The organism is Vibrio sp. EJY3 (assembly GCF_000241385.1).
Classification (GTDB): Bacteria; Pseudomonadota; Gammaproteobacteria; order Enterobacterales; family Vibrionaceae; genus Vibrio; species Vibrio natriegens.
Map to the genome: position 1 here is coordinate 1,414,596 of NC_016613.1, position 21,262 is coordinate 1,435,857.

At 43.8% G+C, this 21,262-nt stretch carries 22 protein-coding genes; 14 read left to right on the forward strand and 8 right to left on the reverse strand.

Going from position 1 to position 21,262, the window contains the following annotated elements:
• Positions 1-108: 108 nt before the first annotated feature.
• The 4 genes from cdd to sbcB form a co-directional block, all read right to left on the reverse strand.
• A complete protein-coding gene (gene cdd / locus VEJY3_RS06405) occupies positions 109-996 on the reverse strand; it encodes a cytidine deaminase (RefSeq protein WP_014231624.1) in 888 nt (295 codons plus the stop codon).
• 328 nt (positions 997-1,324) lie between these two features.
• Complete coding sequence (locus VEJY3_RS06410) at positions 1,325-2,002, reverse strand: LrgB family protein (RefSeq protein ID WP_014231625.1); 678 nt, start codon at positions 2,000-2,002, stop codon at positions 1,325-1,327.
• 1 nt (position 2,003) lies between these two features.
• Positions 2,004-2,378, reverse strand: coding sequence for a CidA/LrgA family protein (locus VEJY3_RS06415; RefSeq protein ID WP_020333045.1), 375 nt, complete (start codon positions 2,376-2,378; stop codon positions 2,004-2,006).
• A gap of 58 nt (positions 2,379-2,436) precedes the next feature.
• Positions 2,437-3,858 (reverse strand): exodeoxyribonuclease I, encoded by a 1,422-nt coding sequence (gene sbcB, locus VEJY3_RS06420; RefSeq protein ID WP_014231627.1) that lies wholly within the window; start codon positions 3,856-3,858, stop codon positions 2,437-2,439.
• Between the two features lie 182 nt (positions 3,859-4,040).
• Between sbcB and VEJY3_RS06425 the strand changes: the two genes are divergently transcribed.
• The 3 genes from VEJY3_RS06425 to VEJY3_RS06435 all read left to right on the forward strand — a co-directional run bounded on the left by VEJY3_RS06425 (position 4,041) and on the right by VEJY3_RS06435 (position 7,040).
• Positions 4,041-5,237 (forward strand): site-specific integrase, encoded by a 1,197-nt coding sequence (locus tag VEJY3_RS06425; RefSeq protein WP_014231628.1) that lies wholly within the window; start codon positions 4,041-4,043, stop codon positions 5,235-5,237.
• Positions 5,238-5,303: 66 nt separating this feature from the next.
• Positions 5,304-6,398 (forward strand): hypothetical protein, encoded by a 1,095-nt coding sequence (locus VEJY3_RS06430; protein ID WP_041170215.1) that lies wholly within the window; start codon positions 5,304-5,306, stop codon positions 6,396-6,398.
• Between the two features lie 114 nt (positions 6,399-6,512).
• Positions 6,513-7,040 (forward strand): hypothetical protein, encoded by a 528-nt coding sequence (locus VEJY3_RS06435; RefSeq protein WP_014231630.1) that lies wholly within the window; start codon positions 6,513-6,515, stop codon positions 7,038-7,040.
• Positions 7,041-7,113: 73 nt separating this feature from the next.
• Here the strand turns inward: VEJY3_RS06435 and VEJY3_RS06440 are convergent, their stop codons facing one another.
• Positions 7,114-7,680 carry a BRCT domain-containing protein gene (locus VEJY3_RS06440; protein ID WP_014231631.1) on the reverse strand — a complete coding sequence of 189 codons (567 nt, stop codon included), beginning with the start codon at positions 7,678-7,680 and terminating at the stop codon, positions 7,114-7,116.
• A 3-nt stretch (positions 7,681-7,683) separates the two neighbouring features.
• Positions 7,684-8,181, reverse strand: coding sequence for a hypothetical protein (locus tag VEJY3_RS06445; RefSeq protein ID WP_014231632.1), 498 nt, complete (start codon positions 8,179-8,181; stop codon positions 7,684-7,686).
• A 407-nt stretch (positions 8,182-8,588) separates the two neighbouring features.
• Here VEJY3_RS06445 and VEJY3_RS06450 point away from each other — a divergent pair, with 407 nt between their 5' ends.
• The 4 genes from VEJY3_RS06450 to VEJY3_RS06465 all read left to right on the forward strand — a co-directional run bounded on the left by VEJY3_RS06450 (position 8,589) and on the right by VEJY3_RS06465 (position 11,565).
• Entirely contained in the window at positions 8,589-9,101 is a 513-nt protein-coding gene (locus VEJY3_RS06450) for a hypothetical protein (protein ID WP_014231633.1), read from the forward strand.
• A 105-nt stretch (positions 9,102-9,206) separates the two neighbouring features.
• A complete protein-coding gene (locus VEJY3_RS06455; protein ID WP_014231634.1) occupies positions 9,207-9,935 on the forward strand; it encodes a bifunctional 2-polyprenyl-6-hydroxyphenol methylase/3-demethylubiquinol 3-O-methyltransferase UbiG in 729 nt (242 codons plus the stop codon).
• Positions 9,936-10,284: 349 nt separating this feature from the next.
• The gene (locus VEJY3_RS06460) at positions 10,285-10,902 is read left to right on the forward strand and encodes a hypothetical protein (protein WP_014231635.1); all 618 of its coding nucleotides are present in this window, start codon (positions 10,285-10,287) and stop codon (positions 10,900-10,902) included.
• Between the two features lie 189 nt (positions 10,903-11,091).
• On the forward strand, positions 11,092-11,565 hold the full coding sequence (locus tag VEJY3_RS06465; RefSeq protein ID WP_041170216.1) for a GNAT family N-acetyltransferase: 474 nt from the start codon (positions 11,092-11,094) through the stop codon (positions 11,563-11,565).
• 193 nt (positions 11,566-11,758) lie between these two features.
• On the opposite strand, the gene VEJY3_RS06470 is transcribed toward VEJY3_RS06465, so the two are convergent.
• Positions 11,759-13,138 carry an L-cystine transporter gene (locus VEJY3_RS06470; RefSeq protein ID WP_014231637.1) on the reverse strand — a complete coding sequence of 460 codons (1,380 nt, stop codon included), beginning with the start codon at positions 13,136-13,138 and terminating at the stop codon, positions 11,759-11,761.
• Positions 13,139-13,325: 187 nt separating this feature from the next.
• Positions 13,326-14,015, reverse strand: a complete 690-nt coding sequence (locus VEJY3_RS06475; protein WP_014231638.1) for an NAD(P)H-binding protein — start codon at positions 14,013-14,015, stop codon at positions 13,326-13,328.
• Between the two features lie 286 nt (positions 14,016-14,301).
• On the opposite strand from VEJY3_RS06475, the gene VEJY3_RS06480 reads away from it, so the two are divergent.
• The 7 genes from VEJY3_RS06480 (at position 14,302) to VEJY3_RS06510 (ending at position 21,164) form a co-directional block, all read left to right on the forward strand.
• Positions 14,302-14,913 carry a flavin reductase family protein gene (locus VEJY3_RS06480; RefSeq protein ID WP_014231639.1) on the forward strand — a complete coding sequence of 204 codons (612 nt, stop codon included), beginning with the start codon at positions 14,302-14,304 and terminating at the stop codon, positions 14,911-14,913.
• An 18-nt stretch (positions 14,914-14,931) separates the two neighbouring features.
• Positions 14,932-15,975: a nicotinate-nucleotide--dimethylbenzimidazole phosphoribosyltransferase gene (gene cobT / locus VEJY3_RS06485; RefSeq protein ID WP_014231640.1), complete on the forward strand. Its 1,044-nt coding sequence runs from the start codon at positions 14,932-14,934 to the stop codon at positions 15,973-15,975.
• Positions 15,975-16,775, forward strand: coding sequence for an adenosylcobinamide-GDP ribazoletransferase (locus tag VEJY3_RS06490; RefSeq protein ID WP_014231641.1), 801 nt, complete (start codon positions 15,975-15,977; stop codon positions 16,773-16,775). Before cobT ends, VEJY3_RS06490 begins: the two co-directional genes overlap by 1 nt.
• On the forward strand, positions 16,772-17,305 hold the full coding sequence (gene cobU, locus VEJY3_RS06495) for a bifunctional adenosylcobinamide kinase/adenosylcobinamide-phosphate guanylyltransferase (protein ID WP_014231642.1): 534 nt from the start codon (positions 16,772-16,774) through the stop codon (positions 17,303-17,305). The genes VEJY3_RS06490 and cobU overlap by 4 nt, the downstream gene beginning before the upstream one ends.
• 11 nt (positions 17,306-17,316) lie before the next feature.
• On the forward strand, positions 17,317-17,934 hold the full coding sequence (cobC, locus tag VEJY3_RS06500) for an alpha-ribazole phosphatase (RefSeq protein WP_014231643.1): 618 nt from the start codon (positions 17,317-17,319) through the stop codon (positions 17,932-17,934).
• Positions 17,935-18,020: 86 nt separating this feature from the next.
• On the forward strand, positions 18,021-19,826 hold the full coding sequence (locus VEJY3_RS06505) for a M3 family oligoendopeptidase (protein ID WP_014231644.1): 1,806 nt from the start codon (positions 18,021-18,023) through the stop codon (positions 19,824-19,826).
• A 309-nt stretch (positions 19,827-20,135) separates the two neighbouring features.
• Positions 20,136-21,164 carry a succinylglutamate desuccinylase gene (locus tag VEJY3_RS06510; RefSeq protein WP_014231645.1) on the forward strand — a complete coding sequence of 343 codons (1,029 nt, stop codon included), beginning with the start codon at positions 20,136-20,138 and terminating at the stop codon, positions 21,162-21,164.
• Positions 21,165-21,262: the final 98 nt, after the last annotated feature.

The following is a 21,262-nucleotide window of genomic DNA, read 5'->3' on the forward strand; positions in this document are numbered from 1 at the left end:
CAGGGGATCATACTGAATTTTTATCGTAAAGCAAACGTTTGCGTATGGTTTTTTGCTAATAAAAAAGCTCTACATCATGTAGAGCTTTCATCGACATCATTATGTAAATTACACGTTAACGAAACTTAGTGGAATGTCGGGATTCAACGCTTCTAACGTTGATTGCGTATCAGCAAGATGACTGATCTTACCTTCTGAATTTTCCACTAAAGCGGCCGCTTTGATGTTATCAAAGGTTTCACCCGCAAGTAGTACCTGAATCAAAGCAACTTGAAGAGGCGGAAGGCTAGGGTTAAACGCCGCATTCTCTGCGTAAGCGCCTTGGAAAACGCGACCATCAGCAAGCTCTAACGCCAGTCCACTCAGGTTATTGGTGTAAGGAGCATGGCTCATGTTCATCGCATCGACGGCTTTTTGAATCAACGCATCGTTCTCATCACATTCGAACTGATGCTTAACTTCTGCCATTAAGCCAGATTTGATACCCAAATCGGCCGGGCCAAATGCTTCAGGCAGATATTCATGTAACGATTTTTCTTCACGCTCTGGCAATTGGACTTTTAAGTCTTTCGCTGTAGACAGCTCGTTCATGAACTGACGACAGTGGCCACAAGGGCTAAAGTTAATCGTGATGTCTTTAACACCGCGTTCACCCTTCATCCAGGCGTGGCTGATTGCAGATTGTTCTGCGTGAACAGTTTGACCAAGTTGAACGCCAAGGAACTCCATGTTTGCGCCGAAGTAGAGACGGCCAGAAAGCCCGCGAACAATGGCACCAACATAAAACTCAGAAATAGGCGCGTAAGAATAAGCAGCGGCAAAAGGAAGCAGAGCAACACGCAGCTCTTTGTCAGATAGAGCGGTAGCAGACAGTAACTGCTCAAACTGCTGTGCTGAAAGAGTAGCATCAAAATCGTCGGCTAAAACGATAGGAGCAAGTTGGTTTGAAAGTGCTTCAGGTGCGCTTGCTAGCGCTTGTTCAATGCGACTTTTCATGTTGAATCCTTGTTATTGCATGGACAGTTATTCTATGCAAAGTGGGAAAATGTTCTGTGCTTTAGATCACGCAAAGTAATGCAATTAAAATTCACGTTACATAATTAGAGTGAAGTCACACATGTATTCGATTGCACAGGCGCTGAATGTTACGTCGATCTCTTAACTATATTAACTCATACACATATCGCCAAGTAATGAGGCTTTGATCGTCGCTCTATTACATGTCCAAGAGGTAAGTTTGCGAACGGATTTCAATCTATAGAGGGAGACTTGGAGAGAATAGGGGAGGACCTGCCCAGATGATAGGCAGGCCGAAAACCGTGTCTTATTGATATAACCAGACAGCCAGAGCGAAAAAGCTCGGAGCCAGAACCGACGTAATAATGCCGCAAAGCACTAACGCCAAAGACGAGAACGCCGCGTCTGCTGGTTGTTTCTCAACACACGTCGCAGTACCCAGTGCGTGGGACACCGTACCCATGGTTAAACCTCGGGCAATAGGATGTTTGATCCCAATAAGGTTGTAGATAGGGTAAGCCACAATCGCACCCAACAAGCCAACCAGAAGAACCAAAATCGCCGCAACTGCCGCTTCACCACCAAGGTGGCTGGAGATTTCCATCGCAATAGGGGTGGTCACTGATTTACCAACCAAGCTCGCGATCAAACTTAACTCGGTGTGAAAAGCAACGGCGATGAGAGTTGCCGTCATCATCGACATCACACTACCCAAAACACAAGCGAAGGTAATGATGCGCCAGTTTGCTCTGATCTGAGGAAGCTGCTCATATAACGGGTAAGCTAGCGCCACAACGGCTGGTTGTAGCAGGAAACTAAACACTTCGTTGTCGGCGTAGTAAGTGTCAAACGGCACGTTCAAGTAGGTCAACAACGGAATAATGACCGCAATACAAATAAGCAGTGGGTTAACAATTGGGTGGTTCGCTTTAATCGCAATCTGACGTGCAACAAGGAAAACGACAATAGTGAGTAAAATCCACATATTAGTGTTTCTCCTTTAGCAGATAATCCAGCAGCCATGCGAGACTCACCAGCACAATCAAGGTGCCACCAACCGCACTTGCAAGAATGGGTAGTGCGTTGGCGAAAAGCATGTCGAAGTGATCCATCAGGCCAACACTAACCGGAACGAACAATAAGATCATGTAGCGAATAAACAGAGTTGCGCCAGTTTTCACCCACTCAACTTTGACAAGTCCGGTTGCCATAGAAAGGAATAACAGGATCATGCCGATAACACTGCCTGGGACGGAAGTGTCAGTAAATCTTTGTATAGTAACTCCGATCCCAAGTGCTCCCATGATAAGAAAGAGGGAAACGAGCAATTGGGTCAGTTGTAATAATCGATCTTTTATCATTTGGGCAGCATATAAAAACGACAAGTGCACCTGACGGTGCCCTTGATTAAGTAAGAAATTAAGAGGCTAGGCTCTCTACGTAACGATAAACGGATTTTAATAGTGCTATTTTCTTTTCGTCACTTTCATGTTCGTGAACTAAGTTTTCTAAATTCAGCATGTACTCTTCGATTTGGCTTTCAAACACTTCACGGCAGTGCTGTGCCCAACGTCTTTGTTCCTGTTCGTCTAGCGTGCCAGGGAAGTTTCGAGCACGGTAACGGAACAACAGTGGTTTAATGCGCTTGTCATCGAACTCAATATCCAGAGCGGCCAGATTATTCGGGTCGGTCTCGCGAATAATATCCATCGCTGCGCGATCCGCCGGAGAGAAGAAGCCATCGTACAGTTGAGTATCCACATCATCACTTTTTTCAAATGTGCGCTCAACAGAAAACAGGCTGATCAGCTTTTCTCGAATCTCTGGGTGCTGACGCAACAGAGCCAGATTGTTCAAGCATTGTTGACGGTCAATGCCGATAGACTCCGCGTTTTCAGCCGTCAGTGTTTTCGCTGGTGCCAGAATAGGGCACTTATTCAAGTGAACAAGTTTAACTGGCACAGGCAGCAAATCACCGAGATCTTCTCGCTTGGTGTACAACCTTTCGTGCAGCTCTTCCGCAGACAGCTCTAGGATAGGTTGCGGATCTTTGGCTAAATCAATCGTGATAACCGTGTTGTTGTTCGTCGGATGCCATGCAACAGGCACAATCCAGCTTGTGTACTGACACTCGCGTCCTAACATGCCAGAAACGTGCATCAGAGGCGTCATATTAACGATATCAACCAATTCATTCAGCTTACGCTTTTGACGCATGGAGAAGAAGTAATCGAACAACTTAGGCTGAGCGGCTTTAACTTTCTTCGCCATCTCGATCGTTGCGATAACGTCAGCCATGGCATCGTGTGCATTGCTGTGTTCAATACCGTTGGCAACAGACAAATGCTCAAGTTTGAAGCTAGGAAAGCCTTCTTCATTTTCTGGCCATTCAACGCCTTCTGGTCGAAGGGCATGACAAGCGCGCAGCACATCAAGTAAATCCCAGCGCGAATTGCCGTTCTGCCAACTCCACGCATATGGGTCAATAAAGTTGCGGTAACAGGTGTAACGCGTCACTTCATCATCAAAACGAATACTGTTGTAACCCAAACTGGTGGTATTGGGTTTGGATAACTCGGCATGAATTTTAGCAATAAATTCAGGCTCAGGCAGACCTTCCTGCACCGCCTTTTGTGGGGTTATCCCAGTAATTAAAGCAGCTTCAGGAGAAGGAAGGTAATCAGCAGGTGGCTGGCAATACATAACTAAAGGCTCGCCGATGATATTGAAATTTTCATCTGTGCGAACACCAGCGAATTGACTCGGACGATCTTTTGCAGGGTTTGTTCCCCAAGTTTCGTAGTCAAAGAAGAAGAATGTCGGCTGTTCTGAGTTATTCATAGGATTCTTTTTTTGTTCGTTGTTCTTCAAAACTATCCTTGTTAATCAGTCGATTAGCGTTGTTTGTTATGCTATCTTTTCATTAGGTTTTTGTGTATTTAACGCGTTTTACATTTGCACTTGCGTCCAAATATGTGTCCAAATTTTGTAAGTGCTGCGTCCTAATTTTTAAGGTAGATAACTTGAGTATTACAGACAAGCAGCTAAAAGCTATTACAAAGCTAAGCGAATATAGCGGCCCGGCAGAACTGAATGACGGTGAAGGTTTAGTAGCGAAGATATCGCCCAAAGCAAACATCACTTTCCAATACCGCTGCAGGTTTAATGGTAAAAACAAACGCATCCGTATTGGCAAGTATCCGATAACCACCCTCAAGAATGCAAGGCAAATCCATAAAAGGATGCTTGAGCTGAAAGAAGAGGGCAGGAACCCCGAGATAGCCATGACGGGTGAAACCGACTTTCTCACCCTAAAAGATTGTTTGGATTACTGGTTTGAGCACAAAGTCTCGACTCAAAAAGAGGGGACGCAGACACTCTACCGTTCGGTGGCGAACAACTACTTTTACAATGCCTTTCCTGATGTCGATGTAGAAAAGATCTCTGCGCGAGAATGGATGCGTTGGTTCGATGACATCGCCAAGAAGAACCCAAAGACGGCAAACTCAGCGTTTTCCAAAATGCGCGCTTGTCTTAACTTCTGTAAATCCAAGTTTCTTATTGATGGGACGCACTTTGAGAAAATCAGACAACAAGACGTTGGTGAGTCGGCCAAAGCCGGTGACCGGGTGTTATCGCTTCCTGAACTTGCTAAAGTTTGGATTGCGATTGAGCGCAGCAAAGCAGGAACAACGACCAAAAACCTGCATTTAATAACAATGTTATGGGGTAACCGATTATCAGAGCTTCGTTTGGCCAAGCGTGAACACTTCGATATGGTCAACGACATTTGGACGGTACCACCAGAACTCAGCAAAATGGGTAACACCATTCGCAGACCCATCCCAAAACACATCAAGCCGATGCTGGAAAGGTTGATGAACATCTATGATGAATACCTTTTCCCTGGCGCATCCCTCCATAAGCCCATCAGCATATCCGCAGCAAACCGCTACATAAGAAGGTTACGTGATAACCTGAATCTACCTCACTGGCGAACCCACGACTTCCGCCGCAGTATTTCTACCACCTGTTCAGAACTGGGCACCATGCCACACGTGACTGAAAAAATGCTCGGGCATGAGCTGGTCGGCGTAATGGCGATTTACAACAAGCACGACTGGCTATCAGATCAAAAAGAGGCGTACGAGAAGTTCGCAGATGCGTTGTTTGTTCAAGTGCAAAAAGAGCTGGAATACGAGAAAGTCGCTGTGAATTAGTCAGCTTGTTGCTGACCAATTAGTACCATAGATCACTAACTCACTGATTAGTTTTTGAACCTACCAATGAAAGACGGCATGATGATGGAATCAAAGCTAGGTTCAAGCGGCCTAACAAGCATTATATTTTTTGAGGTTAAGATGCAGCAAGTTGATAATCGTAAGGAGCCGTTTGAGAAACTAAGCGCCATACACGGGATATACATAAATTTTCTGTCATTTGTTCCTTTTGACGTAGCTGATAGCCATCTATTTGAGGGCAAACAAAATGCTTACCGAGTTTCTGAAAATGGCAGTATTGTAGAAATCCGTTTTCAACGAATTTATCAGCAACAACCAGGGATATATGCTATCTCTTACGCTCCTGGGGGAAAGCTTGACGTTGATCGTTATGGTCAGTTATCTCGAACAAATGTTACAGTTTGTCTTACGCCGAAAATATTGGAAAGTAATGGAATTGAGGAAAGTGATTTAACAAATGGGAAAGCAACTGATATTTTACTAGAGTTAGCTTTACGTTATTTCTCTCGTTTCACCGATGCGTATAGGGAGTCTACTGGGCAATTTTGGGTTAGCGTGCCATCTAAGTCTGAAGTGGTAAGTTGCCTAATTCAGGTACAATATTTTTCTGGAGAAGCCATAGATATCATGTCACCGTTGTTAGCGCCTGTTAACTTTAGTGGTGGAAAAGGGCATTTTATTTCACCAGAACAGGATCGAGTACTTCGTGCTAAGTTCGGCAGTGGAGAAAAAGACCAAGTATCTCAACTTCTTCTTTCTGCTCAGGGTTTTGAGCACAGTGAACAATACGAGCTTGTAATCATTCAGTGTGCAATTGCGTTTGAATTCTATATTTATAATAGAATTAATGAGCTAACATCGAAAACGCAAATTAAAAAACAGACTAAAAAGCCTGAATGCGGTTGTCACACAGGTGTCAATCAACTTTGTGAAACTGGACTAAAGGCGTTATTTAAAGTTGATTTTGGTGCAACCGACCAGTTTACTCACCTCTCTGAAAATATACTGAAAGTTAGAAATCGTATTGTTCATGGGGATAGTACTGTAAGTGTTACTAAAACTGCCGCAACTGAAGCTATTTCAGTCACAAAGCAAGCGATAGATTGGCTTGAAAATAGATTTCGAGATCTGAAAATATAACAAAAAATTTGAGAGTGATTCGTAATGTATGGCACTTTTACTATGTTTAGCGTTTAAGATGGTTCGCAGAGTCTGCCCATACCTTATTTGGGTGTTAAATGTCAGGAGATAAATTTGGGTTATTTGAAGAAAGTTGAAGTCTGGTTTTATGCTTTATTTTTGGCTATTTTAGCCACTAAACTTGGTGTTGGGATTGGCTCAGTTTCTTTAGAATTTGGTGTAATGATTCTCAACGACTTAACTATTCCTAAAAGCGAATTAGTAGCTAGGTGTGCTTTATTGTTGCTAGGATTTTTTTGTGCAACGTTAAACTTCAAAAAGTTAACGGGTGACATACGAGAAGCTGCACAGACACATGAATATGCCGTGAGGTTTGTTACAGAACAATTACAAATGGTAACAAAGAAAGGTAGCGATAAAGTTTCTAAGGTTGAAATTAAAGGGTGGTCAAACCCTGTAGTAAATACAGGAAAATGGACATCATACGAATTTGCTCGCAGAGATATAGTCGTTGATATTCCGTTTGAGTTGTTAGTCGCTGTAAAAGTTGAATCATTTTTTATTGGGCTCACGACTTCTTCAATGCAGTGGCTTATCCCAATATTAATTAGTGGTGGTGTGTGCGTTGAGACGGTCATTTAAGAAAACGTTCAAGATTGATTCGCAACGCATGGCACTTTGACAATGCGTTGCATTTAGTGTTCAAGGGGGTAATTTATAGTGTAATAATTTTCACACCTAAGTTATGCGCCTTATGCATCTTTTCGGTAATCTCATACCGCCCCGTATTGCCCATGAACAAGAACGAAGTGTGTTTGTTTACAGAACCACCCACGATAGCCCCTTTACTTTCAAGTAGAGCTTTAGCTTCCGAGCGCGGGAGCGGCAGAGTTCCTGTAATAGCTACTTTCAAACCATCGATGTTTAGTGTGTCCAATACTTCATTTATAGAAGCAAACTCACGCTCAATTTCGTCTAAACAGATTTCTTTATTAACTTCTTTTGGTTTGATTTTACCTGAATAAAACTCGTCCATTTTTTGAGCGATATAAGGAAAATCTTGCAGCTCTAACGTTTCACCATCGGACATGAAAATCGTCCATTCGGCACTAACGTAGCGAATATCCCCGTGGCGACAATCAATCGCACGAATGGATATTCCGTTTCTAGACAATGCAAGGGGAATCACTTCTCTTGGCCCTTGATCTGAATGAGGATTATCAACAGTTATCGCATCGCCGGACTTAATTCCTAAGAGTTTAAAAACAGTCATCTCTTGCATCTATCACCCCTCAATCAACATGTTTAAAAATTCGAGTTGATTTAGGGAGTGAACCGTTGATGAGTTGTTAACTAAATCCAGTTCCTTATAAGTGACGCTACCGTAGAACATTTCATTTTTTGCTTCGTCCCAACCCATAGGTGAAGCAAACGTTACTTGGACTGCTCGTTTCCCACATCGAGAATCAATTAAGTCGCCTTCTTGAAAGGAGATAATGCAACCTTGGCTCCAAAGGTTAACAATCTTCTTATTTCTTTTTCGTTCTATGAGGCGTAAGTCTAGAGCTTCTCTGAAACCATAACCAACCTTAAAGCACCAATGATCGTTGTTTAAAGAGCCTTGTTTAGTATCGTTATCCCACGTTATGGCTGGAACGACAAAGGGAACATGTTTATCCTCATCCAAACGTTGGAAGCTGGATTTCCCTGTTTGGATTCGAGTATCTATGATGTGTTGAATAGCTTTTACACCAGAACCATAGAATTGTTGTACTACACCCATTTTTATTCCATTAGTTTTATAGCAAATAGTGGAATTTAATTTATGACAAAATGTAAGGGAATAAAATAGTTACGTGTACTGTTTAGTGATTGCAGTCTTATTTTCTTAGAAAGAAAGGGAAAGAACCGATCTTGATCAACATTAGCTAACTTTAAACCCGCCTTCATGCTCAACCCATTCCATCACCGCTGCTCGTATCCAACGCAGAGGTGATTTGCTAATTGGATCTGGAATTTGCGTTTCTTGCGCCATGCAATTTTGGTTGTACGCTTCTTGTTGCTAACAAATTAGTCTCATAGATCACTAACTCACTGATTTTACTTTGAAGCTCATAATGAAAGGCGGCATGATAATTAACAAAGGATGGCTAGGAGCCGCCTTATAAGCGTTAGGCAAAAGGAACAAAAATGAGCATCAAGCAATCAGTTTTAGTGCTACTTATAGGAACAACGTTAGTCGGTTGCAATAATAGTGATAAAGAAGAACCTTCAAATGAGAGTGGTGCCGAGCCAATCAAGGTAAAGATAACATTTGAGGAGTTTCAGGCTCAGGTCCTATCTACTATCCCCGATACAGGGTTGTACGTAGATTGTGGTGTTTCTCAAATAGATCAAGATGTAGACGAAATTCAAAAGTGTATTGAATCATCGTTTTATGATGCTAAACCGTTTTATGGTTTTGACAAATTTGTGGGTGTTGACACTTTGCTGGGAGCAGCTTCAATCTTGAACGAGAATGGTACAGTTACAAATTGGTATTACGATAAACACTGTTTAATCGGCGCAGCAGAATGCAATAGCTTTGTTGAGTCAGTTACTTGTGAAAATCCAGCACTGCGATCAATAGATGAAATTCAAGAGAAAGAACTTATGATGCAGTTCAGAGATAGGTTTTTTGAATGTAGTAATAGTAGTCAGTAATTTGCCCAACAAAGAGTTAAAAGGGACTTGGCTCGCACAGCATTAGTCCTTTTACATAGATATATTTGCTAAACATCCAGCCAGTTTAGTAATGGAGAATTGAGTGTGAAACAAAATAAATACGACGATCCGGCTTTTTTCGAAGCTTACGCCAAGATGCCGCGTTCAACTGATGGTCTAAAATCCGCAGGTGAGTGGGAAGTATTTCGTTCCAACTTACCTGAATTGTCGGGGAAGAAAGTACTGGATTTAGGTTGTGGCTACGGATGGCACTGCCAGTATGCCGTTGGCCAAGGCGCTGAAGCCGTCGTAGGTATAGACTTATCAGAAAAGATGCTAGAGAAAGCTCGCGAGTTAACAGATAAAGGCAATGTTACTTTTGAGCGATGTGCGATAGAAGATTTTGACGCAGAAGACGAATCCTTTGACGTTATATTCAGCTCCCTTGCTTTACATTATGTTGCTGATCTTAGATCTGTTTTCCATAGAGCATTCAAGTTACTAAAGCCCAAAGGTGTTATCTGTTATTCCGTTGAACATCCAATTTTCACTTCAAATAGTTCTCAAGATTGGTATTACGAAAAAAGCAAAATTCAACACTGGCCTTTGGATAATTACTTTCATGAAGGGGAAAGAAAAACAGAGTTTTTAGGCAGTGAAGTCATTAAATATCATCGCACAATAGAAACGCATATCTCTACTCTGTTATCCGAAGGATTTGAAATACGATCGGTATTGGAGCCTAAACCCTCGGATGAAATGGTGGAAAAAATGGGGTGGCAGGATGAACTGAGAAGGCCAATGATGTTAATAATAACAGCCGTTAAAAAATAGCCACCTAACAAGTGATTTACTTGCTCTTCTTTAAGAGGTCTTACCCATCTAATTTGTATTATGGATCGCTAACTCACTGATTATTATTTCAATATTCGAATGAAAATCGGCATGATAGCGGAAGGAAAGGACTCTCAGCCAATTTACAACCGGTCTGTGCTGGAACATAAAAACAGGGAAGGTTGATGAAGAGAATAAACGTCGTTGAGACGAGTGGGAGTGGTAAGAGTACATTTGTGCGAACCTCAAACCCTCGAGAAGCGCAGGCGTATATCAATGGCTTTCACACCTAACTAGTGGGATTCGAAATCAATCAACTGCTCAGTTTGTAATTAATAATGGAGTAACTGTGTTTCACGTCATCTACCGTTTAGTCGTAAGTCGCGACTCGTTTCTGACTATCTTGCTGCCTTCAATTTTGTATTTTTTGGCTTATCAGTACGTTGGTTTAATGTCGGCAGTGGTAGTCACTTCACTATATGGTCTGCTAACCCTCTTGTTTCGCAAAGAGTTAGGCATGATTGCGTTAGCCTTTGCCTTGTCCGGCTTTGTTGAGTTAACCATCGTAGCTTTCGTTCCTAGGGAGATTCTGGTTGAAGCTGTTGTGCTTAAACTCGCCATGGGTTCGCTCAGCACTGCCAGTGTATTTTTAGTCTTTTCGTTGTTTAAAAAGCCTATTCCTATGCTGGTCGCGGAAATAACCACGCCAGCCTTAAAGGGAAGTCGGGAATCAACGGGCATTCCAAGTTTGATTACGTGGCAAAGGGTCAACGGGATTTGGGTATTTAGCTATCTGTGTAAGAGCGTTTTTCTGCTGAGTGTTGACTCGGTTTCTGAATCCGAATTGGTGGGCTACACATTGGCGCTGGGTTGGCCCTTACATGTAGGTTTAATCGTGGTGTCAGTATGGGTTGTCAACAACAGCTATAAACAAGCATGCCACAAACGGGCTGTTAATAAGTCGTGATGAGGGATTCCCAACACTTGGCAAGTTTGCTCTAATTGAGTTTGAAATTTGACTGTATAACAGGTTAGGCGAGTGGTTTATATTACGTCCTATATCCGCGGTGTTACGAGTCATGGAGCGACGGCTATTTTGGGTATGAACTCTATTTCTCTGGTCTGAAATGAAGGGTATATAAGCATCGAGGGAAAGATAATTTCAATTGAAAAATATAGTGATAAATGGAAATCACAAATAGGGTTCCTGAGTGTAAAGCAGGAACAAGCACAGTTTACGGTGAGCAATGTTGGTGACGTTATTCCCACTTTGCAGCAACACGAACATCCTTTTTTAATTATTGAAAATGATAAAGTGGTTGGCTTCTTTCTTCTGGATTTATCGTATTCAGAAACGTATAACTTCGGCAGTAGGAAAGCGCTGGGGATACGCTCTCTTTTAATTGACCAGCGATCTCAAGGAAAGGGTATTGCAACCCAAGCAATCAAGTTATTGCCAGATTACGCTCGCTCAAATTATCCTGATTTTCAGGTTCTCCAACTAACGGTAAATTGTCGTAATAAAGCCGCTTATCAGTGTTATTCCAAATGTGGCTTTGAAGATACCGGAAAATTGTATTTGGGCGGCTCAGCTGGCCCGCAACATATAATGCAGAGAGAGATTGTCTAGCAATGGATTCAACAAGGGCTAGTAACGCTGATGGATTGTAGTCGTTGAGATCGTTTGTTTAGGTTTGGTGCTATTGCCCGCTTTGTATCTGAATAACTTATGGGAGCATTACACAGCTCGAAAATATGCAAAAGCCGATGGCGAACCATCGGCTTGAGTTTTGTGCTGAACGGTTTTCATTGCAGCTAGCGGATTACGCTTTTGCCTCTTCTGGCTTTGCGTCCGCTTCAGTATGAGTTGATTTCAACAAGCGGCTTGTGATGGTACCTGCCGTCATTGAACCTGAAACGTTAAGTGCAGTACGCGCCATATCGATGAGTGGTTCGATAGAGATAAGCAGTGCAGCGATAGTTACTGGCAAGCCCATAGCAGGAAGCACGATGAGCGCAGCAAAGGTTGCGCCGCCGCCAACACCCGCGATACCGAACGAGCTGATCGTGATAATTGCAATCAGTGACAGGATAAAGTTGAACTCTAGTGGGTCAATACCCATTGTTGGCGCAACCATTACCGCAAGCATTGCTGGGTAAATACCTGCACAACCATTTTGACCAATCGTTGCACCAAATGATGCTGAAAGGTTAGCAATCGCTGGTGGCACGTTTAACTTAGTGATTTGCGCTTCTACGTTAAGAGGAATCGTTGCCGCTGAGCTACGTGAAGTGAAGGCAAACGTCAGTACCGGCCAAATTTTCTTGAAGTATTCTGCTGGGCTAACGCCAACAAAAGAAACAAGGATACCGTGTACAACAAACATCAATGCAATCGCAACGTATGACGCAACGATAAAGCCAAGCAGATTCAGAATGTCCGCTGCGCTTGATGTCGCAACCACTTTGGTCATCAATGCTGCGATGCCGTATGGTGTTAGCGCCATGATCATCTTAACTAAGCGCATTACGATAGACTGAGCCGCTTCAACGAAAGTGCGGATTGGGGATTCAAGTTCTGCTTTTTCGGCCATTACTTTACGTGCTGCAATACCCGTTAGAACACCGAAGATAACAACCGCGATAATAGACGTTGAACGTGCGCCTGTTAGGTCTGCAAATGGGTTAGTTGGAATAAAGCTAACCAGCATTTGTGGAATGGTTAGATCGCTTACCGAGCCAGCACGGCTTTCCAATACCGCAATGCGAGCCGTTTCGCGAGCCCCTTCCGTCAGGCCTTCTGCCGACAGGCCAAACGCTGATGTGACGAAAATACCAATTAATGCCGAGATCGCTGTGGTGATAAGCAGGACTGAAATTGTCAGACCAGAAATCTTACCCAGTGAGCCGCCTTTTTCCAGTTTCACAACCGCTGAGATCATCGATACCAACACAAGTGGCATGATCACCATTTTCAGCAGGCCAACATAGCCACTACCAACAATAGCTACCCAAGAAAGGGTTTCAGAAATGACGCTGCTGCCTTCACCGTGGATCATTTGAAGGGCAAGGCCAAAAAGGGAACCAGTGACAAGACCAATTAAAACGAGACGAGAAAGTGTGTTTTGTTTTTGTTGCTGGTTAAAAAGAAAGAATAATATGCCAACAAAGACTGCAAGTGAGGCAATTACTGCAAAATTCATACTCTTACCTTAGTACTCAGTCAATATGCTGAGGGTTGTATACGAGGTGATAAAGGGGGCAGTAAGATAGCTTTCAATATATAACTTTTAAAATGATTAACGGGTATTAGATATATCAAAATGGAATATGTTTTGACGTAAGTGACCCGTTAGACCGTCACTCAGTACGTATTGAGCGTAGTTGTGGCTACTCGTAGTGTCGCAATAAATCGAGCATTTCTTTGCGTTGCAGATAAATTATTGAGTCTTCTTGATAGCTGAAAATCTGATAAATCATAGCCTTGGCGACCAATTCCGCATCGATTGGAATAAAGTTAGAGAGTTTCCCCAACATGAAAGGACGAATCACTCTAAAAATCCATTGAACGATTTTCTCGTCATTTCTTGGATTTTTACGCTGACCAACAAGCGGACCCGGACGGACGAAGACCACTTCTTCAAATCCCATTTCTTCTATGTTGGCTTCCATTTGACCTTTGCAAGCCAGGTAATGCGAAGGGGATTTACTGTTCGCACCAAGGCTAGAAACCACAGCGACTCGCTTCACGCCGATCATTTTCATTTGCCTGGCAACGTTTGTCACAAGGTCAACATCAACCTTGCGCAAGTTCTCTTTACTGCCAGCTTGCTTGAGCGTCGTTCCTAAACAGATAAAGCCGATTTCTGGCGTCAGGTGTTGCTCATCCCAATTTAGGATAGAAAGATCAGCGTCTATCATCGGAACGATTTTTTGCTCAGGATCTGAGATATCGGTAAGAGGGCGTCTGGAAAGTGAATATAATGTGTGGATACCCGGTTGGGACACCAATTGAGTAATCACTTTGCTGCCAACTAAGCCAGAGGCTCCAGCAATGATCACACAGGTATTATTACTCATGCCTCTTCTCCTCTATGGCAGCAGCGTGAGTTAATAGTAGCCGATTTCAATGACTTATACCCAGCTTTTACGTGGCTTGAGTGTAACAACACACATCGTTTTTGAAATAAGTTGATTGCTTGTAAACACGGCACCACGGCTTTACCGAGCGAATCGACATTATTTGGCGAAAAGTTTTCGTAATTAGGAGAAAGTAGGTGAATTACCTTTAGAGAAAGGTACACTGTTTCTCTTTATCGTTTGAATTTGCGATATTATTTCGGCACACGCGAATCAAGGAAGAAAAATGAATGTAGACGTAAGCACACTTGCTCCGACGCAGGTGTATCACCTAATGACTCAGACGGTCATTCCTCGCCCGATTGCTTGGGTGCTAACGGACTCTGGTGAAGAGAATTTCAACCTGGCTCCATTTTCATATTTCACCGCCGTTTCCAGCCGTCCTCCCTTGCTAATGCTGTCTGTTGGTAAAAAGCCAACTGGCGAGGTTAAGGATACGACTCGCAATGTATTAGAGACAGGAAAGCTGGTCATTCACATCGCTTCGAGCGCACTGGCGCAAAAGGTTACAGATTCATCTGCTGGTTTAGATCACGGACAGTCAGAATTAGCGCTGACAAATCTGGAAACGGTTGAGTTCGGTGGCTTTGAACTTCCTAGATTAAAAGACGCACCCATTGCATTCGGCTGTAAATTGCATGAAGTCATTGAGATGGGTGAAACCCCTCAGAGCTTAATTTTTGCCGAAATAGAACACATTTATGTCGATGAGAAAGTGATCACTACTCAAGGCGACAGATTAAAAGTGGATGCTTTAGCCGTTGACCCTCTCTCTCGTTTAGGCGGAAGTGAATACGCCACTCTAGAGAAGACTTTCTCAATTGCTCGTCCCCAATAAATAAAAGGAACCAAACACATGGACCGCACTTTCGCCGCTGATATTCAAGCGCGTATTGATAACAAAACCAAACCAGTTGGATCGTTAGGGCTGCTTGAGAAAGTCACCTTGGAACTGGCACTGATACAAAGCCAAGATCAAAGCGCAGCGGTAGAACAAATCACAATTCGTCAGCCAACCATGCTGGTATTCGCTGGTGACCATGGTGTAGCCGAAGAGGGCGTAAGCATTGCACCTAGCGCCGTCACACAGCAAATGGTCGCTAACTTTCTCGCTGGCGGCGCGGCAATCAACTGTTTTTGCGAACTTAACCAAATTCAATTCAAAGTAATCGATTGTGGCATGTTGTCACCGATAGATACGCTGGTACCGGACTTTAAATCGCATCCGAACTTGATAGAGAAACGCTTGGGTAATGGCACTGCGAACTTTTCCAAACAAACCGCGATGTCTTTAGAACAAGTGGCACTTGGTTTGGAATATGGCGCGAAGGTGGCAGAGCAAGCCATTTTGTCGGGTTCCAACCTGCTTATGTTCGGAGAGATGGGGATAGGCAACACAAGTTCTGCGTCGGCATTGTTAACCGCACTTAGCCCACTGGAAGTAGATCACTGTGTTGGATTGGGTACTGGCATCAATCAAGAGCAGTTAAACCGTAAGATTAGAGCCGTTGCCCACGGTGTGGCGCGTTGCCATGAGCTCAGCACGAAAGAAGTGTTAGCCCAAGTGGGTGGCTTTGAAATTGTGCAAATGGTAGGAGCATTTTTAGAAGCAAAACGCCAGAAAACACCAGTATTAGTCGACGGCTTTATTGTTTCAGTTGCCGCATACATAGCCACGCTGCTTGATGAAGAGACGCGCGATTTTATGTTGTTTGCTCATTGCTCTGAGGAAGCCGGGCATAAGTTTGTTCTGGAGTATTTACAAGCAGAGCCTCTATTGGACCTTGGTTTGCGTTTAGGTGAAGGAACGGGTGCAGCGCTGGCTTTACCTTTAGTGAAAGCGGCAGCTCAGTTTTACAACAATATGGCGAGCTTTGAGAGCGCTGGAGTAACAGTTTAGTGTCAGAAGCACCTCATGAAGCAAAGACAGGTAATTGGCGTTATCAATGGGAGCTGTTCCTGTTAGCGGTGAGTTTCTTTAGCCGTTTACCTGTTCCTGCAAATTTGCCATACAGTGAAGCTCGCATGAACCAAGCCGGGCGCTACTTCGCGTTGGTTGGTGTTGTATTGGGCTTACTGTGCGCTGCGACTTTTTGGCTGTTGAGTTTGGTTTTTCCTGCTTCCGTCGCGATCGTTTTAACCATGGTATTTAGTCTGCTGCTGACAGGGGCATTTCATGAAGATGGTTTAACCGACATGGCGGATGGTATCGGCGGTGGAATGACTGTCGAGCGACGACTGTCTATCATGAAAGACAGCCGTATTGGGACTTATGGCGCTGCAACTTTGGTTATTGCACTGCTTGCGAAGTTTGTCTTTTGGGGCGAGCTGGCTCAGGAGCCACAATTTTTGCTAATGATTGTAGTTGCATACACCGCCAGCCGCGCTTTGGCGGCTACGCTTATCTACGACATGCCGTATGTCAGTGACAGCGACACTTCCAAAAGCAAGCCCCTTGCCAACAAACAGTCGTCATTAGAAGTGGCGATCCTACTGTTCACCGGTGGCCTTGTTACTTTGTTTCTTGGCGTTACTCAGGCCGCCGTTATTGTGCTGGTCTTAGCGGTATTTCGCTATGGTTTTAAACGATGGCTGACCAAAAGAATCGGCGGATTTACCGGCGATTGCTTAGGGGCTGCACAACAGTTATCTGAGTTACTGGTTTATCTCACTCTTATTGCCTTTTATCACACATCATGAAGCAACTAATATTAGGTGGAGCACGCTCCGGAAAATCCAAGCTAGCAGAACAAACCGCGAGACAGGCTGCTGACGCTCAACACGCTTGCTTGCATTACGTCGCGACGGCATTGCCGTTTGATGATGAGATGCGTGATCGCATTCGTCACCATCAAAAGCAACGCGGAGAAGGGTGGCAGGAACACGAATGTCCGCTGCATCTTGCTGATTTGCTATTAAGCTTTAATCACGATGACGTCGTTTTGATTGATTGTCTGACACTGTGGCTGAACAACTGGATTTTCGAACTGGGAGATGAATGCTCAAATGAAAAGTTAGAAGCAGAAGTTCATAAACTAGTAGAAGCGGTGTCTCACTCGCAAGCGACGTTGATCTTTGTCTCTAATGAAGTCGGGATGGGTATCGTTCCACTTGGTGCGATTAGCCGCTATTTCGTCGATAATGCCGGCCGAATGAACCAACAACTTGCGCACGTGTGCCAGCGAGTTTCATTTGTTGCTGCTGGCTTACCACTGGTACTCAAAGCATAGGGCTCAATATCATGGAAACGCTTAATATCTATCTCATGCGTCACGGTAAAGTGGATGCCGCACCTGGGTTGCACGGTCAGTCGGATTTAAAGGTAAAAGAGTCCGAGCAGCAAGACATTGCTCAGGCTTGGAAAGAACAAGGGCGTGAAGTCAGCGGTATTATTACGTCTACACTTTCCCGTTGCAGCGACGTGGCAGAAATCATCGGCGAGCAGCAAATGCTTCCTGTGAGCGAAAATTCTGAACTAAGAGAAATGAATTTTGGCGATTTCGATGGTGTGCCGTTTGACATGCTGAACGACAATTGGAAAAAACTAGAGTCCTTCTGGCAATCTCCGTCACAACACACCTTACCCAATGCTGAGAGCCTTAACGCATTTTCACAGCGTGTAACTAGTGCCTGGTCTCAAATTATCAATGATATCAATGACAACCTGCTGATTGTCACGCATGGTGGCGTTATTAGAATGATTCTCGCTCATATATTAGACGTTGACTGGCGCAACCCGCGTTGGTATTCGACGTTAGCGATCAGTAATGCGTCAATCACACATATAACAATCACTATTGATGACCAAATCTACGCCTCCGTTCGTTCGATAGGTGTACCTTTGATTGAGCATAGATAGTAAAAGTCACGGAAGAGGCCAATTTTATTCCCTAAAACAATTCAAATAGGGAAGGGTTGTCCAGATTACATAAAAAGGAAAGATAAATGACCACTCCAAGTTGGGACTTATCCATCGCATATCAGGATCTCGCTGATCAGCGAATTCAAGATGACATTGCTTTAGTAGAGCAATGTATTGAACTTCTCAATAAGCAGTCATTGGATTGCCAGAATGTTGAAGTGATGCAAAACGCCATTTTAACCAACGAGGCAGCAAATCGCTTAGCACGTACGATTTTTAATTTCGCTAATTGCTATTCATCTGTTGATTCAAGCAACGCGGAAGCAAAAGCGTTGTTAGAGCGTATGACCCGTATTTTTTCTGAGTTATCGCAAGCATTCAGTGCGTTTGAGTTAACGCTAACACACGCGGATGATGATTTTATTGCGCGTGTTTTGAACCATAAAAATACCGATGTGAGTGGTCAGGCGTTCACCATCGAGAACTTGAGAAACCTGGCTGATACTCGTCTAAGTACAGAAGAAGAAAAACTGTTGGCGGCGATGAGTGTGGATGGCAAGTCTGCATGGGGTAAGCTGTACGACAACCTGACTGGTTCATTGAAAGTAACCCTGAATTACGATGATGGAAGCAGTGAAGAGCTTGGCTTCTCTCAGGCAGCCAGTATTCTTTATGGATCTGAATTTAACCGACAAGAAGCGGCGTGGCGCGGTGTACAGACCGCGATGGCAACGCATCAAGAGTCCTTTGCTGCCATTCTCAATGCGCTTGCTGGTTGGCGTCTGACTGAAAACAAAAAGCGCTCGACGAAGCGAGATGTCCATTTCCTCGATCCAAGTTTGCATGGCAGCCGCATTCAAGCGGAAACACTGGATGCGATGATGGCTGTAGCAAAACAAAGTCGCGTTATCGGCCAAAAAGCGGGTTTACTGATGGCTCAGGTGCATGGTTTAGATGAGATGAAACCGTGGAATCACCTTGCTGCTATGCCTGCCCTGAGTGGTGACGCTAAAGTCTACGATTTTGACGAAGCGATAGATGTGATTTGTGAAGCATTTGAAACGGTAAACCCTGACATGTCAGAGTTTGTGCGAATGATGGTCAAGAACGGTTGGATTGACGCGAAGCCAAACGCAAATAAGCGCTTAGGAGCTTACTGCACTAAGTTGCCCGCAACGCGCACTCCATTGGTGTTTATGACCTGGAGTGGCAGTCGCTCCGACTTGATGACGCTAGCACATGAATTAGGTCATGCATTCCATAACTGGGTTATCCGTGATTTACCGCTTTGTCAGACCTATTACCCAATGACGCTGGCCGAAACCGCTTCAATTTTTGCGGAAAACATCGTTCGCGATCATCTGATTTCAAAAGCTGAAAGTGTCGATGAAAAGCTGGAAATGCTATGGGAAGAGCTCTCTTCTGCACTTGCGCTGATGGTAAATATTCCTGTTCGTTACGAATTTGAAAAAGCATTCTATGAACGCCGCCAAAACGGTGAACTGACTGCGCAAGAGTTTTGTGAATTGATGTCTGAAACCTGGAAAGATTGGTATGGTGATGTGATGAGCGAAGCCGATCCGTATTTCTGGGCGAGCAAATTACACTTCTCAATCTCAGGTGTGAGCTTTTACAACTACCCATACCTGTTTGGTTTCCTATTCAGCAAAGGTATTTATGCTCAGCGTGAATCAAAGGGCGAAAACTTTTACACCGATTACCTTAACTTGCTTCGCGATACAGGCAATATGACCGCTGAAGAAGTCGTTGATAAGCATTTGTCGATGGATCTAACGAAACCTGATTTTTGGCAGCAGAGTGTTGCTTTGGTTCAGCAGAAGGTCGATGAGTTTGAGCATCTGCTTAATCAACGAGCCCAGACAGTATAGTATTGTGATGGTGCATGAGCTCGACGCGAAAAATATCGTGAAATCATAATGATCTTAATCAGGGCTGTGTTAAAGTTCACAGCCTTATACCCAAGTGACTTGAGATGCCATTTGCACTAGGTTACTTGGGTATAACAATTTGTAATTGATTAACAAATAAGCGGTTTGTTGCTTGGTTTGAGTGTATGGCTCGAAACGGTATTGGATTTTCGTTGAAAATGTCGATTTCTACTCATAAGTGGGATCGCAGCAACAAAAATTCTTTGTACAATTTATTAACATACCCGCCGTGCAATTAAGGAGTAACGCATGACGAAGTCTTTCTTTCGCCAATCGTTTTTAGCTGATACGTTAGATATGCATATTGATGTAGAACCAGCAGAGCTGGCGCTATCTAATGGAGTGACACTAAAACTCTATCAGCGTGGTGTGCTAGAAGTGGTCCCTGAGAACTACACTCAGGAGACGAAAAACATCATTATCTCAACAGGTATTCACGGCGACGAAACGGCACCGATGGAACTGGTCGATTCAATGATTAAAGACATTGAATCCGGTTTTATGCAGGTTGATGCCCGTTGTCTATTCATCATCGCTCACCCTGAGTCTACATTGGCGCATACGCGTTTTCTTGAGGAAAACCTCAACCGCTTATTCGATGATAAAGGTCATACTCCAACCAAGGAGTTGGCTATTGCAGATTTACTGAAGTTGCACGTCTGTGACTTCTTTAAAGGTACTGACCCAGAAACGCGCTGGCATCTTGACTTACACTGTGCAATTCGTGGTTCTAAACACTACACGTTTGCTGTGAGTCCTAAGACACGCCATCCGGTTCGAAGCCAAGCTCTAATGGAGTTTTTGGATAGTGGCCACATTGAAGCGGTTCTATTATCAAACTCTCCGGCGAGTACATTCAGCTGGTACAGTGCAGAAAACTTTAGCGCGCAAGCTCTGACAATGGAGCTTGGACGGGTTGCTCGAATTGGTGAGAATGATTTAGATAAGCTGACGGCGTTTGATTTAGCGCTGCGCAATTTAGTTTCAGGTACCAAAGCTGAGCATTTGCCTAAGCCATGTATTAAATATCGTGTTAGCCGTACTATTGTGCGTTTACACGATGACTTCGACTTCATGTTTGACGACGATGTAGAAAACTTTACGTCGTTTGTTCATGGTGAAGTGTTCGGTCACGATGGTGATAAACCACTGATGGCTAAGAATGATAACGAAGCAATCGTCTTTCCAAACCGTAAGGTTGCCATTGGTCAGCGCGCAGCTTTAATGGTTTGCGAAGTGAAAACCCGCTTTGAAGACGGCGAATTGGTATACGATTAAAGCAAAGCTTTCAGACGCATAACGCGAAATATTAGGTGTAACGCTTCGAAGTCGTTGCAATCTACCGAGGCTTAACTGTAAGGTTAGGCCTCGTTTGT

Bases quoted from the DNA above. Each gene is read 5' to 3' on its own strand.
- cdd (WP_014231624.1), bottom strand. From the start codon at position 996: ATGAAAAGTCGCATTGAACAAGCGCTAGCAAGCGCACCTGAAGCACTT.
- VEJY3_RS06410 (WP_014231625.1), bottom strand. From the start codon at position 2,002: ATGTGGATTTTACTCACTATTGTCGTTTTCCTTGTTGCACGTCAGATT.
- VEJY3_RS06415 (WP_020333045.1), bottom strand. From the start codon at position 2,378: ATGATAAAAGATCGATTATTACAACTGACCCAATTGCTCGTTTCCCTC.
- sbcB (WP_014231627.1), bottom strand. From the start codon at position 3,858: ATGAATAACTCAGAACAGCCGACATTCTTCTTCTTTGACTACGAAACT.
- VEJY3_RS06430 (WP_041170215.1), top strand. From the start codon at position 5,304: ATGAAAGACGGCATGATGATGGAATCAAAGCTAGGTTCAAGCGGCCTA.
- VEJY3_RS06440 (WP_014231631.1), bottom strand. From the start codon at position 7,680: ATGCAAGAGATGACTGTTTTTAAACTCTTAGGAATTAAGTCCGGCGAT.
- VEJY3_RS06445 (WP_014231632.1), bottom strand. From the start codon at position 8,181: ATGGGTGTAGTACAACAATTCTATGGTTCTGGTGTAAAAGCTATTCAA.
- VEJY3_RS06450 (WP_014231633.1), top strand. From the start codon at position 8,589: ATGAGCATCAAGCAATCAGTTTTAGTGCTACTTATAGGAACAACGTTA.
- VEJY3_RS06470 (WP_014231637.1), bottom strand. From the start codon at position 13,138: ATGAATTTTGCAGTAATTGCCTCACTTGCAGTCTTTGTTGGCATATTA.
- VEJY3_RS06475 (WP_014231638.1), bottom strand. From the start codon at position 14,015: ATGAGTAATAATACCTGTGTGATCATTGCTGGAGCCTCTGGCTTAGTT.
- VEJY3_RS06480 (WP_014231639.1), top strand. From the start codon at position 14,302: ATGAATGTAGACGTAAGCACACTTGCTCCGACGCAGGTGTATCACCTA.
- cobT (WP_014231640.1), top strand. From the start codon at position 14,932: ATGGACCGCACTTTCGCCGCTGATATTCAAGCGCGTATTGATAACAAA.
- cobU (WP_014231642.1), top strand. From the start codon at position 16,772: ATGAAGCAACTAATATTAGGTGGAGCACGCTCCGGAAAATCCAAGCTA.
- cobC (WP_014231643.1), top strand. From the start codon at position 17,317: ATGGAAACGCTTAATATCTATCTCATGCGTCACGGTAAAGTGGATGCC.
- VEJY3_RS06505 (WP_014231644.1), top strand. From the start codon at position 18,021: ATGACCACTCCAAGTTGGGACTTATCCATCGCATATCAGGATCTCGCT.
- VEJY3_RS06510 (WP_014231645.1), top strand. From the start codon at position 20,136: ATGACGAAGTCTTTCTTTCGCCAATCGTTTTTAGCTGATACGTTAGAT.